At 65.1% G+C, this 14,320-nt stretch carries 14 protein-coding genes; 10 read left to right on the top strand and 4 right to left on the bottom strand.

What is annotated here, in order from left to right; translation table 11 throughout:
• Positions 1 to 44 precede the first annotated feature (44 nt).
• Positions 45 to 1,562 carry a CCA tRNA nucleotidyltransferase gene (locus ACQU6B_RS13110; protein WP_430867986.1) on the top strand — a complete coding sequence of 506 codons (1,518 nt, stop codon included), beginning with the start codon at positions 45 to 47 and terminating at the stop codon, positions 1,560 to 1,562.
• Positions 1,562 to 2,131, top strand: coding sequence for a hypothetical protein (locus tag ACQU6B_RS13105; protein WP_430867985.1), 570 nt, complete (start codon positions 1,562 to 1,564; stop codon positions 2,129 to 2,131). Before ACQU6B_RS13110 ends, ACQU6B_RS13105 begins: the two co-directional genes overlap by 1 nt.
• On the opposite strand, the gene ACQU6B_RS13100 is transcribed toward ACQU6B_RS13105, so the two are convergent.
• Positions 2,089 to 3,435 (bottom strand): MFS transporter, encoded by a 1,347-nt coding sequence (locus tag ACQU6B_RS13100; protein ID WP_430867984.1) that lies wholly within the window; start codon positions 3,433 to 3,435, stop codon positions 2,089 to 2,091. The genes ACQU6B_RS13105 and ACQU6B_RS13100 overlap by 43 nt on opposite strands.
• Positions 3,436 to 3,538: 103 nt before the next feature.
• Between ACQU6B_RS13100 and ACQU6B_RS13095 the strand changes: the two genes are divergently transcribed.
• The 3 genes from ACQU6B_RS13095 (at position 3,539) to ACQU6B_RS13085 (ending at position 5,125) form a co-directional block, all read left to right on the top strand.
• Positions 3,539 to 3,952 carry a DUF805 domain-containing protein gene (locus ACQU6B_RS13095; RefSeq protein ID WP_430867983.1) on the top strand — a complete coding sequence of 138 codons (414 nt, stop codon included), beginning with the start codon at positions 3,539 to 3,541 and terminating at the stop codon, positions 3,950 to 3,952.
• A 77-nt stretch (positions 3,953 to 4,029) separates the two neighbouring features.
• A complete protein-coding gene (locus tag ACQU6B_RS13090; RefSeq protein ID WP_430867982.1) occupies positions 4,030 to 4,443 on the top strand; it encodes a DUF805 domain-containing protein in 414 nt (137 codons plus the stop codon).
• Between the two features lie 55 nt (positions 4,444 to 4,498).
• Positions 4,499 to 5,125 carry a DUF805 domain-containing protein gene (locus ACQU6B_RS13085; protein WP_430867981.1) on the top strand — a complete coding sequence of 209 codons (627 nt, stop codon included), beginning with the start codon at positions 4,499 to 4,501 and terminating at the stop codon, positions 5,123 to 5,125.
• Here ACQU6B_RS13085 and ACQU6B_RS13080 read toward each other — a convergent pair.
• Positions 5,122 to 6,156 carry a LacI family DNA-binding transcriptional regulator gene (locus ACQU6B_RS13080; RefSeq protein ID WP_430867980.1) on the bottom strand — a complete coding sequence of 345 codons (1,035 nt, stop codon included), beginning with the start codon at positions 6,154 to 6,156 and terminating at the stop codon, positions 5,122 to 5,124. The genes ACQU6B_RS13085 and ACQU6B_RS13080 overlap by 4 nt on opposite strands.
• A 246-nt stretch (positions 6,157 to 6,402) precedes the next feature.
• Between ACQU6B_RS13080 and ACQU6B_RS13075 the strand changes: the two genes are divergently transcribed.
• From ACQU6B_RS13075 to ACQU6B_RS13055, 5 genes are all read left to right on the top strand, one after another.
• Entirely contained in the window at positions 6,403 to 7,719 is a 1,317-nt protein-coding gene (locus tag ACQU6B_RS13075; RefSeq protein WP_430867979.1) for an ABC transporter substrate-binding protein, read from the top strand.
• Positions 7,716 to 8,621: a carbohydrate ABC transporter permease gene (locus tag ACQU6B_RS13070; protein WP_430867978.1), complete on the top strand. Its 906-nt coding sequence runs from the start codon at positions 7,716 to 7,718 to the stop codon at positions 8,619 to 8,621. Before ACQU6B_RS13075 ends, ACQU6B_RS13070 begins: the two co-directional genes overlap by 4 nt.
• A 5-nt stretch (positions 8,622 to 8,626) precedes the next feature.
• On the top strand, positions 8,627 to 9,514 hold the full coding sequence (locus tag ACQU6B_RS13065) for a carbohydrate ABC transporter permease (protein WP_430867977.1): 888 nt from the start codon (positions 8,627 to 8,629) through the stop codon (positions 9,512 to 9,514).
• Between the two features lie 88 nt (positions 9,515 to 9,602).
• Positions 9,603 to 11,579 carry a right-handed parallel beta-helix repeat-containing protein gene (locus ACQU6B_RS13060; protein WP_430867976.1) on the top strand — a complete coding sequence of 659 codons (1,977 nt, stop codon included), beginning with the start codon at positions 9,603 to 9,605 and terminating at the stop codon, positions 11,577 to 11,579.
• 72 nt (positions 11,580 to 11,651) lie between these two features.
• The gene (locus ACQU6B_RS13055) at positions 11,652 to 12,326 is read left to right on the top strand and encodes an NAD(P)-binding oxidoreductase (protein ID WP_430867975.1); all 675 of its coding nucleotides are present in this window, start codon (positions 11,652 to 11,654) and stop codon (positions 12,324 to 12,326) included.
• Positions 12,327 to 12,430: 104 nt separating this feature from the next.
• Here ACQU6B_RS13055 and ACQU6B_RS13050 read toward each other — a convergent pair whose 3' ends face one another.
• Both ACQU6B_RS13050 and ACQU6B_RS13045 read right to left on the bottom strand, forming a co-directional pair.
• The gene (locus tag ACQU6B_RS13050; RefSeq protein WP_430867974.1) at positions 12,431 to 13,522 is read right to left on the bottom strand and encodes an inositol-3-phosphate synthase; all 1,092 of its coding nucleotides are present in this window, start codon (positions 13,520 to 13,522) and stop codon (positions 12,431 to 12,433) included.
• Positions 13,523 to 13,532: 10 nt separating this feature from the next.
• Positions 13,533 to 14,123, bottom strand: a complete 591-nt coding sequence (locus tag ACQU6B_RS13045; RefSeq protein ID WP_430867973.1) for a PadR family transcriptional regulator — start codon at positions 14,121 to 14,123, stop codon at positions 13,533 to 13,535.
• Positions 14,124 to 14,320: the final 197 nt, after the last annotated feature.

Below are 14,320 nucleotides of genomic sequence, written 5' to 3'. Positions count from 1 at the left end.
CTACTCTAACTAGCGCGGGCGCTTTAACGTGGCACCCGTGCCCGATGCCGGTAACGCCCAGCGGTTTCTGGGAGACTTGGCCTGTGACCACCTCCCCCGTTCCGATCTCCGGCGAGCGCTCAGCGCGCGTGACCCTCGACGTCTTGCGCACCCGCGCGGCCGGCCTGTGGGCGGCGCTGCCGCCCGAGGTTCTGGAACTCGCGCGGCTATTCGACGCGCAGGGTCACGAACTTTCCCTTGTCGGCGGCCCCGTGCGCGATGCGTTCCTGGGTCGCTCGAGCGCGGACCTCGACTTCGCGACGTCGGCGCGCCCGGACCAGACGGAGGCGATCCTCAAGAGCTGGACGCGCGCCACCTGGGATATGGGCAGGGAGTTCGGAACCATCGGCGGCCGTCGGGGCGACATCGACGTGGAGGTCACGACGTACCGGGCCGACACCTACGACGGCGAGACCCGCAAGCCGGTCGTCGCCTTCGGCGATTCGCTCGCCGGGGACCTCGCGCGGCGTGACTTCACCGTGAATGCCATGGCGGTGCGGGTGCCGAGCCTCGAGTTCGTCGACCTGCACGGGGGACTCGAAGACCTCGCCGGAGGGTTGCTGCGCACGCCGATCGATCCCGCGGTGTCCTTTGGTGACGACCCGCTACGCATGATGCGAGGCGCGCGCTTCGCGTCCCAACTCGGCTTCGACATCGAACCCGCAACGTTCGCGGCGATGAGCGCGATGGCGGACCGCATCGGCATCGTCTCCGCTGAGCGCGTGCGCGACGAACTCTGCAAACTCATGCTGGGCGCGCACCCGCGCGAGGGACTGGCCGCGCTGGTCGACGCCGGCATCGCGGCGGTGGTGTTGCCGGAGCTGCCCGCCCTCAAGCTCGAGATCGACGAGCACCACCACCACAAGGACGTGTACGAACACACCCTCACCGTCGTGGATCAGGCGATCGACCTGGAGAGCGATCAGGAAGGCGCCGTGCCCGGCCCCGACCTGATCCTGCGGCTCGCGGCACTGTTGCACGACATCGGTAAGCCGGCGACTCGCAGGCTCGAGGCCGGCGGCGTAGTGAGCTTCCACCACCACGAGATGGTGGGCGCCAAGCTCAGCGCCAAGCGCATGAAGGCGCTGCGGTTCGACAAGGACACCATCAAGGCAGTGACCAAGCTCGTGGAGCTGCACCTGCGCTTCCACGGCTACGGCGACGCGCGCTGGTCCGACTCCGCAGTGCGCCGCTACGTGACCGATGCAGGGGATCAGCTGGAGCGGCTGCACCGGCTGACGCGTGCGGACGTCACCACGCGCAACCGTCGCAAGGCGGACCGGTTGTCGTTCGCGTACGACGACCTGGAGGCTCGCATCGCCGACCTGCGCGAGCGGGAGGAGATCGACGCGATCCGCCCCGACCTTGACGGCCAGCAGATCATGGAGATCCTGGGCATCGCTCCGGGTCGCGAGGTGGGCGAGGCTTACCGCCACATGCTGGAGCTCCGCATGGAGCACGGACCGCTCGGCGATGAGCGCGCTCGCGCTGAACTCACCAAGTGGTGGGAGGAGCGCGCCTAGTGGACGACATCAATAACGCGTGGTGGCTCGTCTATTCGATTTCGTTGATCGCCTTTCTTGCGATCCTCGTCGTTCCGGCAGTGGCGTCGATCGTGTTTGGCGCGATGGCTCTGTTTGCCGGATCTCGTGAAACCGTGTTCGCCCGCTACCCGCTACGCGTGATGACTTGGATACTCGTGACCCCCGTCTTTGTGGGGGCTCTATTGATCGCCTTCGGGAGCGCGTTGACCCTCACGTCGCAGTTGGGGGCGTTGGACCCCAACGCCCTACTGTTTGGCGCTGTGGATTTTGCCACGCTGGCGCTGTGTCCTGTGGCGATCGTCATGTGTTCGCGCGCCGCAACCGGTTGGTACGAACGGGGTCCGTGGACGCCGGCGATTCTTGGGTTTGTTGCGCCACTGTTTGCGACGGTGGCCGCACTGAGTACCGGCGGCTGGTGGCTCCTGTTAGTGACGCTTGTCATCTCAATAAGCGCCGGCGTGAACGGCCTGCTTGCTGTTGGGATCAACAGGAGACGCCGGGTCGTCTACGAGACTCCGCTACCGGTCGTGGCGGCGCCCTCGGCCTGAGCGGGAACGGCGGCGGCGCTCGGCTCGCGCGGCGCTCGCGTGTAAACAGCCGCCACTACTACGTAGGCCACGACCAGCGTCGCCATGACCACCCGCGAGTAGCCCGTGTCCGGCAGGACCAGCGCGCCCATCACGGCACTCATGATGAAGGCCACGTTGAAGGCCATGTCGTACAGAGTGAATGCCCGCCCACGCACGGCATCGTCCGTATCCCGTTGCACGATGGTGTCGACGGCGATCTTGGCGGCCTGCACCGCGTAGCTCACCACGATCGCTGCGGTGAAGAGCGCCCACGGCTCGGTCGATGCCGCGAGGATTCCCTGCCCGAGGGCACCGATCAGCAGCGAGAGCACGATCCACTGCTGCGGGCGCATCCGGTCCACGATGGCGGGCGTGATCACCGCGGCGAGGCCGAAGCCAACGGCGGCGAAGCCCAGCACGACGGTGAAGTTCTGGATGGCCTGCTCTGGGCGATCCGGGTCGCCGAGTATGTTGCGCGAGATGAGAATCGCGGATACGAACATCACGCCGTAGAGCAGACGCTGCGCGGCCATTACTCCGAGCGCGTGCCACGGCGTGACGCGAGCGTGCAGGTAGACGATCCCGTCGCGGAGCTCGCCGCCGAGGCTGCGTACCTGGCGTCCCAGTTGCAGGGCGGCCAGGGGATGTTGTGGGCCGAGGTCCGTGCGGCCCAGGCTGGTGGTGGCCCACGCCGCGGTTCCGAAGCCGATGCCCGCGCCGACCAGCGCTGTCAGGGCCAGATTCGCGTCGGAGGTGTTGGGGGCGACGAACGTGGCTATTCCGGCGACGGCCCCGCCGACCGCGGAGGCGATGGTTCCGAGCGTTGGCATGATCGCGTTGGCAGCCAGGAGCTCGTGCGGCGCCACCACCCGGGGGATGCCCGCCGTCATCGCGGCGTTGAGGAATCGGTTGACCGACAGGGTCAGAAGAGCGAGCGTGTAGAGCGCCCACTTGCTGCCGCCCGCGTCCACCATCAGCACCCCACAGATCGCGCCGACCATGACCACCCGGATGACGTTTCCCACGAGCAGGATGCGCTGACGCTGCCACCGGTCAATCAGCGGGCCCACAAAGGGGCCGACGAGCGTGAAGGGCGCCAGCAGGATGACGAAGCCGATCGCGATGTCGCGCGCGGTCGCGGCCTGGGTGGGGTCAAAGAAGAAGGCGGTGGCGATCCCCACCTGGAACATGCCGTCGCCACCCTGCGACAGCACGCGCGTATAGGTGAGTCGTCGGAACCCGCGAGAGTGCCACAGCGTGCGAAGGTCCCGAGGCAATGACATGGCTCAAAGACTAGGCGCGATTGAGCCCCTCGCGCACACGGGTGTCCTATATTGAGGATGTCGACGCGCGTCGCTGCGCGAGCCAACACGAGGGGGCTTCACCGTGAACTGGTTCTTTAGGGCACTGGGCAAGTACGGGGTGTTTCGCGGTCGGGCCCGCCGCAAGGAGTACTGGTGGTTCGTTATCATCAGCTGGCTACTGGCAGCCGTCCTTCTCGCGGGGTTCCTCGCGACGTCCGGCGGCGCCATCGTGGCGGTCGACGGAACGTGGAAGTTTGACGACTCCCAAGTGACCGATGCCGGGCTGGCGTTCCTCGTGGCGTTGGCGGCGATATCCCTGATACTGATCGTTCCGCACCTCGCGGTGACGGTGCGGCGGCTTCACGACTCGGGCAAGTCCGGCGGGTGGGTCCTGCTGCTGCTCGTTCTGCCCATCGTCGTCTACATCCTGGCGCTGTTGCGCGGCGACTCGACCGCCAACAAGCACGGCCCGGACCCCATCTCGACGGACGCCTGATGCTGGCCGCAATTGTGCCGAACGGCCGCAGGCGGTACGTTTCGTCTCGACACACGACTATGACTGGAGCTTAAGCGATGACTATTGGTTGGTTCATGAAGGCCCTGACGCAGTTCGCGGACTTCCACAGCCGCGCGCGTCGCCGCGAGTTCTGGTGGTTCATGTTCATTGAGTGGTTCGTGATCTGGTTCCTCGTCGCGATGAGTGCGGCGATGGCGGCATCGAGCGGCGCGATTGCCGACGGAGAGATTGAAACGGGCTCCCTGACGGTGTCGTTCTGGATCTTCTACTTCGCCGCCATGGTGGCGGCTCTCGCCTTAATCGTTCCGCACTTCGCGGTATCCGTCCGCAGGATGCACGACACCGGCCGGTCGGGGGCGTGGGCAATCTTCCTGCTCTTCATCCCCATCGTGGTGTTGATCATTGCGCTCTTCGACGGCGACGCGCAGCCGAATAAGTACGGCCCCGACCCCAAGGAACTCGAACGCTAGTTTCGGGACACCCCGCGCTCACCAGCATCTGAATTTTCAACGGTAAGGATTTCCCATGGGTTTTGGGCAGGCAGTCAAGTCCGGCTTTAACAATTACGCGACCTTCAGCGGGCGCGCGCGGCGCAGCGAGTTCTGGTGGTGGATGCTCTTCCAGACGCTCGTGCTGTTGCCGTTCACGCTGATCTTCATCGCGACGTACGTCGTCTTCATCGTCTCCCTGGTGGAGGCTACGGACCAGAACGGAGATGTTGTCGGGTCGCAGGTCTCCTGGGCGCCGATGGCCGTCGCCGCCGCCCTGATGTTGGTTGCCTCCCTTGCCCTGGCCCTGCCGTCGTACGCGGTGTGGGCGCGGCGCCTCCACGACATGGGGCAGCCGGGCTGGTGGCTACTGCTGAACTTTGTGTCCTTGGGAATCGTGCCGTTCATCATGGCGTTCTTCGACTCTCAGGTGGGCCCCAACCAGTGGGGAGCAGACCTCAAGGCCGACGAGCGCGGCCAGTACCCGGCCGGCTACCAGGCACAGGTCGGCGTTGCGCAGCAGTATCCCGCCCAGGGTTACGCTGCTCCGCCCACCCAGCAGGCGCCTCCCGCGTACGACCCGCAGGCAGCCCCGCCCGTCGCCCAGGCCCCGGCGCCCACTGCTCCGCCCGCGCCCCCAGCGCCGCCCGCGCCTGGGGCCTAGCGGCCCAGTGTCGCTGAATCCGCGCGGGGAGCGGCGGTGGAGTCGCGCACCATGAGCTCCGTCGAGAGCTCGAGGCGCGTGCTCGACAGCGGCTCGTCGTCGATGGCCTGCAGCAGCAGGCGTGCCGCGGTGGCCCCAATCTCCGCGAAGGGCTGGCGCACGGTTGTGAGGTGGGGGGACGCGGAGATCGCCTGCATGCTGTCGTCGAAGCCGACCACCGACAGGTCCTGCGGAACGCGCACGCCCTGCAAGTGAGCCTCGTCCAGCACTCCAAGCGCCTCGAGGTCGTTGGCCGCGAAGATGGCCGTCGGTGGGTTGTCCAAGCCCAGCAGAATTTTCGCCGACCGCTTGCCATCCTCGAATCGGAAGGTCCCAGGCTGGTCGTATTCGGCCGGCACGGTAATCGAGGACTCGCGCATCGCATGCAAGTAACCAGCGCGTCGGGCCTGCGCGCACTCGCTCGCTAGCCCGGAGATAAACGCGATCTTGGCGTGACCTAGGTTGATCAGGTGTTTTGTGGCGTTGTACGCGCCGGTGTAGTTGTTGACGCCCACCGACGGCACTCCCACGGGCGGGGTGTTGACGGGGTCGATGACCACGAGCGGGATGCGCGCGTCCGCGAGGGCCTGCTGCTGCTCGGGGTCCAGGCGCGAGGTGGCGAGGATCACTCCGGACTGGTCTGCGTCCACCATGGCCTGCGGCCAGGGGCCGTCGGCGGCCAATGGAGTGAGGCGGGTGACGACTCGGACCCCCGCGCGCTGGCAGTGCTCAAAGACGCCGCGCATGAGGGCGAGGTTATTGGTGTTGTCGAGCGCGTCGAATGACAACACGATGGTGCGTGCAGCGGGAGGCGCAGAGTCTCCCCGTGCGACGTACCCGTGCTCCCGCAGAAGTGCCGAGATGCGGGCACGAGTCTCCGGGCTGACGTCCGCGCGGCCCTTGACGACCTTGGACACGGTCGGCACGGACACTCCCGCCTGCGCGGCGATGTCCTTGAGCGTGGGACGACGGCGTAGTTCCTCAGTCGGCATCGCGAAAACTTTCGGTCGTCGTCGAGGCCGCAGCGGGCTTTAGTTGCGCCAGGTAACAATTCAGATACGCCATGTCGATCCCCTCCATTGCGGCTTGACAGGTTGTCGGACAACATCGTACATTGCTTAACACGTTGCGCAAACTTTCGAGAATCTTCGAAAAGATGACCGCACGACGTTCTCGGAAGAGATCACAACGGTGTGAGGAGACACGAAATGGTTCGAAGCAAGAGTCAAAGACTAGCGATGGTGGCAGGGCTCAGTGCCCTAGTGCTGACGGTCGCCGCATGCAGCAGCAGCGACACGGATTCAGCTGAGTCGACAGACAGGGCCAACGTCGAGGCGGGCGCAGACGGAACCGCGTCGCTGTGGGTTACGACGGGGTCAGATGAGGTGCTCCTGCAGTCGATCGACTCATGGAGCGAGGCCGGCAAGGGCGAACTCACCCTGCAGGTATTCGAGAACGATCCCTACAAGCAGAAGCTGCGCACCGCAGTGAGCGCGGGCGAGGGTCCGACAATCTTCTCCGGTTGGGGTGGCGGCGGCCTCGAGGCCTATGTCGACGCAGGCGAGGTCGAGTCCCTGCAGTCCGTGCTCGACGCAGAGCCCGAACTCCGCGACCGCATCTTCCCCTCGGTCCTTGCCGGCGGTGAGGTCGACGGCGAGATCTACGGCGTTCCCTATAACGGGGTTCAGCCCGCCGTCGTGTATTTCAACCAGGAGCTCTTCGACCAGGTCGGCGTAGAGGTTCCCACCGACTGGGACGAACTCATGGCGGTCGTCCCCGCGTTCAACGAAGCCGGGATCGCACCCTTCTCCGTTGGTGGTGCTTCCAAGTGGCCGTACCTGATGTGGATCGCGTACCTCACCGACCGCATCGGCGGCCCTGAAGTATTCGACGCGGTTGTCGCGGGCGACGAGGGCGCGTGGGAAGACCCCGCGATCATCGAAGCAGCGTCAATGATCCAGGACCTCGTGAAGGCCGATGGGTTCATCGACGGCTTCTCCTCGATCGACGCGAACCAGGGCGCCGCAGAAGCGCTGGTCTACACGGGCAAGGCGGCCATGCAGCTTCAGGGCGCCTGGGCCTACTCCGGAACCTATTACGCCGCGGCTCAGGAATTCGTCGATGCCGGAAACTTGGGCTGGGCGACGTTCCCCGCGGTACCCGGTGGAGCGGGAGACCCGACCAACGTGACGGGCAACCTTTCCTCTTACTTCTCCGTGACCTCGGACTCGTCCGAGGAAGAGAAGGCCCTAGCGACCGACTGGTTGCTGCACGGCGTGATGTCGGACGAGTACATCGACACCCTGATGGGAACCGGCGCCGTTCCCCCCATCTCGGGCCTCGAGGACAAGATTCAGGCCTCCGTCTCTCCCGAGTGGAACCAGTTCATCTACTCGAGTGCCGAGAACGCTGGAAACTTCCAGTTGTCCTGGGACCAGGCGCTTGAGCCGGTTCAGGCGGACGCGCTCCTCAACAACCTGGAGCAGGTCTTCCTGCTGCAGATCACTCCCGAGGAGTTCGGCGCCAACCTCAATGAAGTTGCTCAGCAGGAATGAGTGTGACAGCTAATCGGAAGGCCGACGTGGGTTCCCACGTCGGTCCTCCGGCCCTGCTCAGCGTCCCGGCGCTCGCCATGTTCGGCCTCTTCGCCATCCTTCCGCTGTTCGTGGCGCTCGGACTGAGCTTCACGGAGTGGAACGGTCTGGGTAGCCCGGAATGGGTCGGCTTCGACAACTGGCAGACGATCTTCACGGATCCGGCCATCGCCCACTCGGTGGGCCTCACCCTTGGCCTGATGCTGCTGTCGTGGGCGATTCAGACCCCCATCGCAATGCTGCTCGGCGTCTTCCTTGCCGGATCGCAGCGCTACCGCGAGATCCTCGCCATCATCTACTTTGTCCCGCTGCTGCTCTCGTCGGCCGCAATCGCGATCGCCTTCCGGAACCTGCTGGACCCCAACTTTGGCGTCTTCGCGAGCGGCTGGCTGCCGTTCCTCGATCAGAACTGGCTCGGCAACCCCGACCTGGTCTTCGTGACGATCACGCTGATCATCTCTTGGCAATTCATCCCCTTCCACACCTTGTTGTACCAAGGTGGCGCTCGACAGGTTCCGCAGTCCATGTACGAGGCCGCGGCGCTCGATGGGGCAGGGCGGATACGTCAGTTCATCTCGATCACGCTGCCGCAGTTGAAGTACACGATTGTGACGTCGTCGACGCTGATGCTGGTGGGTGCAATCACCTACTTCGACCTCATCTGGATCCTCACCCAGGGCGGCCCCGGGGACGCGACGGACATCCTGCCGATCGCGATGTACAAGACGGGCTTTGTCGCGAACCAGATGGGTGAGGCCTCGGCCATCGCGGTGGTCCTCGCCATCTTCGGCATGACCATTTCACTTACGATCACCAAGCTCTCCGGGTTCTCCCGCATGGAGAGCCAAATGGAAGGCGAGTGACGCTGATGTCCCGCACCCAAACACCCGCGCGCCGGTCCACGATCAAGGTGATCCGTAGCAGGCCAACCAAGACCATCAGCCACCGCAAGAACGTGGGTGGCGGCATTATGGCCTTCGTGTGGCTCGCCGTGGTCGCGGTACCCCTGTACTGGATCATCCTCACCAGCTTCAGGTCCCAGACCGGCTTCTTCGTGGACGGACCGCTGTCGTTCCCCTCCGAGCCGACTCTCGACAACTACCGACTAGTGCTCGAGAACGACTTCTGGCGCTACCTTTCAAACTCGGCGATCGTGACGGTCGCGGCCACTACCTTCATCGTGGCTCTCGGCTTCCTGGCCGCCTACGCGATTTCGCGAAATGGCAAAGGCGTCGCGCGGACCACCTTCACCGTGCTGCTTCTGGGTCTAGCCATTCCGTTGCAGGCGACGATCATCCCGATCTACCTGATGATCGTCCAGCTCGGCTTGTACGACAGCCTGATAGCAATCGTCTTGCCATCGGTGGCCTTCGGACTACCGATCACGGTGCTGATCTTGGTGAACTTCCTTCGCGACATTCCGCGGTCCCTCTTCGAGGCCGCGCGCATCGACGGCGCGAGCGAATGGCAGGCGATGACCAAGATCGCGCTGCCGCTTGCGCGGCCGGCGATCGTCACCGTCGCCATCTACAGCGGGCTCAACGTATGGAACGGCTTCCTGTTCCCGCTGATCCTGACCCAGAGCGAGGACAAGCGCGTGCTTCCTCTCGCGCTGACGACCTACCAGGGGATGTTCACCATCAACGTCCCCGCAGTCATCGCGGCCGTGGTGATGTCAAGCATCCCGGTGGTCGCGCTGTACATCTTTGGTCGCCGTCAACTCCTGGCCGGCATGACCGCCGGATTCGGCAAGTGACGCCGGCCAAGGTCGAACACGCCCCCGACCACCGCTAGCCCAAGTCTTCCCTCCAGTTTCTACTCTTACGAAAGGACCAGTAACGATCATGGTCTCCACCTTCCATGTCTCCCCAGCCGGGTCGGATCAAGCTGACGGTTCGTCGGCAGCCCCCTGGCGCACCATCAATCGGGCGGCCAGTGCCGCGACCGCCGGCGACACCATCGAGGTTCACGCCGGCGAGTACCGCGAGTGGGTCAAGCCCGTTCGGGGTGGACTCAGCGACAGCCGCCGGATCACCTACACGGCAGCGCCCGGCGAGCACGTAGTCATCAAGGGGTCGGAGGTCGTGACCGGCTGGGAGGACACCGGCCGCGGGGTGTGGCGAGCGCGCGTCTCGCAGGACGTCTTTGGCGACTTCAATCCGTTCGCTGTCAGGGTAGACGGAGACTGGATCGTCTACCCCTCCGCCGATGCGCCGTGGCGCCACCTCGGAGACGTGTACCTCAACGGCACCAGCCTCTACGAGGCCGCGAGCCTCGAGGAGGTCGAGGCTGCTCTCGCCCAGACGCATCACGTTGATGGCTGGTCCGGAATCGAAGTTCCCGTGGCCCACCCCGAGCAGACCGCCCTGCAGTGGTACGCGGAGGTAGGTGTCGAGGAGACCGTTATCTGGGCGAACTTTGGCGCCGCGGATCCGAACACGGAACTCATTGAGATCAACGTGCGCCCGGCAGTTTTCACCCCGGTGGAGCACCACCTCGACTACATCACGGTGCGTGGTTTTGAGATGGCGCAGGCCGCCTCGCCGTGGGCGCCCCCGACGGCTAATCAGCCTGGACTGCTCGGCCCCAACTGGGCTAAGGGCTGGATCATCGAGGACAACGTCATCCACGATGCGAAGTGCGTGGCTATCTCGCTGGGCAAGGAGGCGTCCTCGGGGCAGAACTTCTTTACTGACCGCGGCGACAAGCCTGGCTACCAGTACCAGATCGAGACGGTCTTCTCCGCCCTGAACAACGGCTGGACCCGGGAGAACATCGGCTCGCACGTGGTGCGAGGCAACACGATCTACGACTGCGGCCAGGCGGGAATCGTGGGTCACCTGGGGTGCATCTTCTCGACCATTACGGACAACCACATCTACCGCATCGGCGTGAAGCGAGAGTTCTTTGGGCACGAGATCGCCGGCATCAAGCTCCACGCTGCGATCGACGTCGTCATCGAGCACAACCGAATCCACGACTGCACGCTGGGAATCTGGCTGGACTGGCAGACCCAGGGCATGCGCATCACGCGAAACCTCCTCTATCGCAACACCCGCGACTTCTTCATCGAGGTGTCCCACGGGCCCCACGTGGTCGACCACAACATCTTTGGCTCGCCGGCGTCTCTCGAGGTGGTGAGCCAGGGCGGCGCGTACGTCAACAACCTGATCGCGGGGGCGGTGCGCATCGAATCCGTCATGGAGCGGGCGACGCCCTATCACGTGCCCCACAGCACTCAGGTGGCGGGGTTCGCGCCAGTCGCGGGCGGCGACGATCGCTTTCTGGCAAACCTCTTCCTCGCGGGAGACATGGCCGACGCCTACATTGCCGGCGGCGACCACGCTCAGCATTCGGGCTTCGGCACCGCTGGGTACGACGAGTTCCCCGCGAGCATGGCCGACTTCATGGCCGGGCTGGACCTGTCCCGCGGCGACCACGAGCGTTATCACGCGCTGCTCAGGCCAGTCACGATCGACGAGAACGCGTACGCGCAGGGCGCCACCGCCTACCAGCACGAGGCGAGCAAGGTCATGCTGGACGGCACAGGCACGTGCGGCTTCGAGGTGATCGAGCGCGAGGACGGCGTCTACCTTCACCTGGAGCTGCCCGCCGCGTTCGACGAGGCCAAAACCTCGGTGAAGTCAGGCGCGGACCTGGGTGCCGCGTACTACCCAGATGCGGAGTTCGAGGACCCGCACGGGAGGCCGGTCGTGCTTGACCTCGACCTGGTGGGATCGCGCAAGCACGCCGGCGAGGCGTACGCGGTGGGTCCGCTCGCGGGGCTCAAGCAGGGGGCCAGCGACATCAAGATCTGGTGACTTTCTAGCGACGCGCGCCGGGACTCTTGCCTCTTGGGGAAGAGTCCCGGCGCTCTCGTCGTTGTAGTCAACATGACTACAAAACTGGAACGCATCGCCATCGTGGGCGCGCACGGCAAGATCGCGCGCCTGCTCATCCCGGACCTGATCAGCCAGGGTCACGAAGTGGTCGCGCTCGCGCGGCGCGACGAGCAGCTCGAGCACCTCGCGTCGCTGGGAGCGATCCCCCGCCGCCTGGACATCGAGAAGGCCAGCGAGGACGACTTCGCGGCGGCCTTCGGGCGCAGCGACGCGGTGGTATTCGCAGCCGGCGGCGGCGCCGACGGCGACATCGAGCGCAAGCGCACCGTCGACCTGGAGGGCTCCCTCAAGTCGATCGCCGGCGCGCACACGTCAGGCGCACACCGATTTGTGCAGATCTCCGTCATGGGCGTCGACAACCCCGTCCCGGACGACGCCGGCGAGGTGTGGTCCGCGTACGTGAAGGCCAAGCGCGACGCCGATGCCGCACTGCGGGCGAGCGACCTGGCGTGGACCATCATTCGGCCGGGCGGGCTGACCGACGAGGACGGAACCGGCCTGGTGAGGCTGGATACCGCAGTTGACCGAGGAACCGTGCCGCGCGCGGACGTCGCCGCTGTCGTCGGTGCCGTGTTGCGCTTGCCGCAGAGCGGGGGATACCAGTGGGAACTCGTCTCGGGAGCCTCCCCCGTGGACGAGGCGGTTCGCGACGCGTCCGACGGCTGATCAGCCGACGCGAGGCAGAGAGCGCGATATAGAAGTAGCAAGCGAAAAGGCCGGTCCGCCCCGAGGGCGAACCGGCCTTTTCTTTAATCCGTGTGCTGAGAGCCTTAGCGCTCGAGCTCGCCCGCGATGAACGCCTCGACGTTCTTGGCGGACTGAGTGTCCTCGACCTGGACGGGCGGGGACTTCATGAAGTAAGCCGCCGCGGACAGGATGGGGCCGCCGATGCCGCGGTCCTTGGCGATCTTCGCCGCGCGAACCGCGTCGATGATGATGCCGGCCGAGTTGGGGGAGTCCCAGACCTCGAGCTTGTACTCAAGGTTCAGGGGAACCTCGCCGAACGCGGAACCCTCAAGGCGGACGTAAGCCCACTTGCGGTCATCGAGCCACGCGACGTAGTCCGACGGGCCGATGTGCACGTTCTTGGAGTCCGTGAGGCCGGCGAGCGGACCTGCGAGGTTGGAGGTCACGGCCTGCGTCTTGGAGATCTTCTTGGACTCGAGACGGTCGCGCTCCAGCATGTTCTTGAAGTCCATGTTTCCACCGACGTTCAGCTGGTACGTACGGTCGAGGCGCACGCCGCGGTCTTCGAACAGCTTGGCCATCACGCGGTGCGTGATGGTTGCGCCGACCTGCGACTTGATGTCGTCGCCGACGATCGGGACGCCAGCGTCCTCGAACTTCTTGGCCCAGACGGGGTCCGATGCGATGAAGACGGGCAGTGCGTTGACGAATGCGACGTTGGCGTCGATCGCGCACTGAGCGTAGAACTTGGCAGCCTTCTCGGAGCCAACGGGGAGGTAGCACACGAGCACGTCGGCCTTGGTGTCCTTGAGGACCTGGACGACGTCGACGGGGGTCTCGTCCGACTCGGTGATGGTCTCGCGGTAGTACTTGCCGAGACCGTCCAGCGTGGTGCCGCGCAGGACCTGGATGTCGGTCTTGGGGACATCGGCGATCTTGATGGTGTTGTTCTCGGAGCACTGCGTGGCTTCGACGAGTTCCTTGCCGACCTTAAGCGAGTCGACGTCGAACGCGGCCACGAACTCGATGTCCGAGACGTGGTAATCACCGAACTGGACGTGCATGAGGCCGGGAACGGTCTCGCCCGCCTTCGCGTCCTTGTAGAACTCAACGCCCTGAATCAGCGACGTGGCGCAGTTGCCGACGCCGATGATGGCGACACGCAATGAAGCCATGATTGTCTCCTTAGTTGTTTTCCCCGCCGGTGGCGGATTTAGTGTTTCCGCCGGGGGCGGATCGTTCGTTTTCGATAAGTTGGTCGAGCCATTGAACCTCGCGTTCGACCCTTTCGAGGCCGTGGCGCTGAAGTTCCGTGGTGTAAGCATCGTTGCGCTCGCGGCGCTGTTGCATTCCGTCCGAGACCTCTTCGAGCCTCTCCGCGAGCCGGGTGCGACGCCCCTCGAGAATGCGCAGGCGTGTGGCCGAGTCGGTCTTGTTGAACATGGAGAACCTCACGTCGAACGCGTCGTCATCCCACGAGGACGCGCCCGCCGAGGCGAGCTCGTCCGCGAGCCGGGCCTTGCCAGCGTCAGTGAGTCGGTACGCGATACGTGACCGCCGAGACGCGGCGGCGAAGGCGTCCTCCGCCTCCTCCGCATCGGCGGCGATGAGATCGGCAGCAACCATGCGCTTGAGGCAGGGGTACAGCGAGCCGTAGCTGAGCGCACGGAACGGGCCGAGCTCGGATCCGAGCTGCTTGCGCAGCTGATACCCGTGGAGGGGCTGCTCTGCAAGCATGCCCAATATCGCGAGCGTGAGCACGTCAGTCTTGGCCATGAACCCCCCTCTCGGTGTCGAGTAGCGCGTCGGCTTGGTGCCGGGCGACATGAGAAGCATAGCAACTCGTTGTATCGGCGCGATACATCGAGTAGCGTTCGACGTGTCGGATGGCTTGCGGCTGAGTGCCGGCGGCCGCCGTCAGTGCACCAAGGGGCCAGCGGCGGTAGGTTGGGCACAAACCCGGCCGCCTGTTC

This window comes from Demequina aurantiaca (assembly GCF_050598105.1).
GTDB classification, from domain to species: Bacteria; Actinomycetota; Actinomycetes; order Actinomycetales; family Demequinaceae; genus Demequina; species Demequina aurantiaca_A.
Note: the sequence above shows the minus strand (reverse complement) of the source record. Positions and strands in the feature narration are given on the sequence as shown.

Bases quoted from the DNA above. Each gene is read 5' to 3' on its own strand.
- ACQU6B_RS13110 (WP_430867986.1), top strand. From the start codon at position 45: ATGCCGGTAACGCCCAGCGGTTTCTGGGAGACTTGGCCTGTGACCACC.
- ACQU6B_RS13100 (WP_430867984.1), bottom strand. From the start codon at position 3,435: ATGTCATTGCCTCGGGACCTTCGCACGCTGTGGCACTCTCGCGGGTTC.
- ACQU6B_RS13090 (WP_430867982.1), top strand. From the start codon at position 4,030: ATGACTATTGGTTGGTTCATGAAGGCCCTGACGCAGTTCGCGGACTTC.
- ACQU6B_RS13085 (WP_430867981.1), top strand. From the start codon at position 4,499: ATGGGTTTTGGGCAGGCAGTCAAGTCCGGCTTTAACAATTACGCGACC.
- ACQU6B_RS13080 (WP_430867980.1), bottom strand. From the start codon at position 6,156: ATGCCGACTGAGGAACTACGCCGTCGTCCCACGCTCAAGGACATCGCC.
- ACQU6B_RS13075 (WP_430867979.1), top strand. From the start codon at position 6,403: ATGGTGGCAGGGCTCAGTGCCCTAGTGCTGACGGTCGCCGCATGCAGC.
- ACQU6B_RS13070 (WP_430867978.1), top strand. From the start codon at position 7,716: ATGAGTGTGACAGCTAATCGGAAGGCCGACGTGGGTTCCCACGTCGGT.
- ACQU6B_RS13065 (WP_430867977.1), top strand. From the start codon at position 8,627: ATGTCCCGCACCCAAACACCCGCGCGCCGGTCCACGATCAAGGTGATC.
- ACQU6B_RS13060 (WP_430867976.1), top strand. From the start codon at position 9,603: ATGGTCTCCACCTTCCATGTCTCCCCAGCCGGGTCGGATCAAGCTGAC.
- ACQU6B_RS13055 (WP_430867975.1), top strand. From the start codon at position 11,652: ATGACTACAAAACTGGAACGCATCGCCATCGTGGGCGCGCACGGCAAG.
- ACQU6B_RS13050 (WP_430867974.1), bottom strand. From the start codon at position 13,522: ATGGCTTCATTGCGTGTCGCCATCATCGGCGTCGGCAACTGCGCCACG.
- ACQU6B_RS13045 (WP_430867973.1), bottom strand. From the start codon at position 14,123: ATGGCCAAGACTGACGTGCTCACGCTCGCGATATTGGGCATGCTTGCA.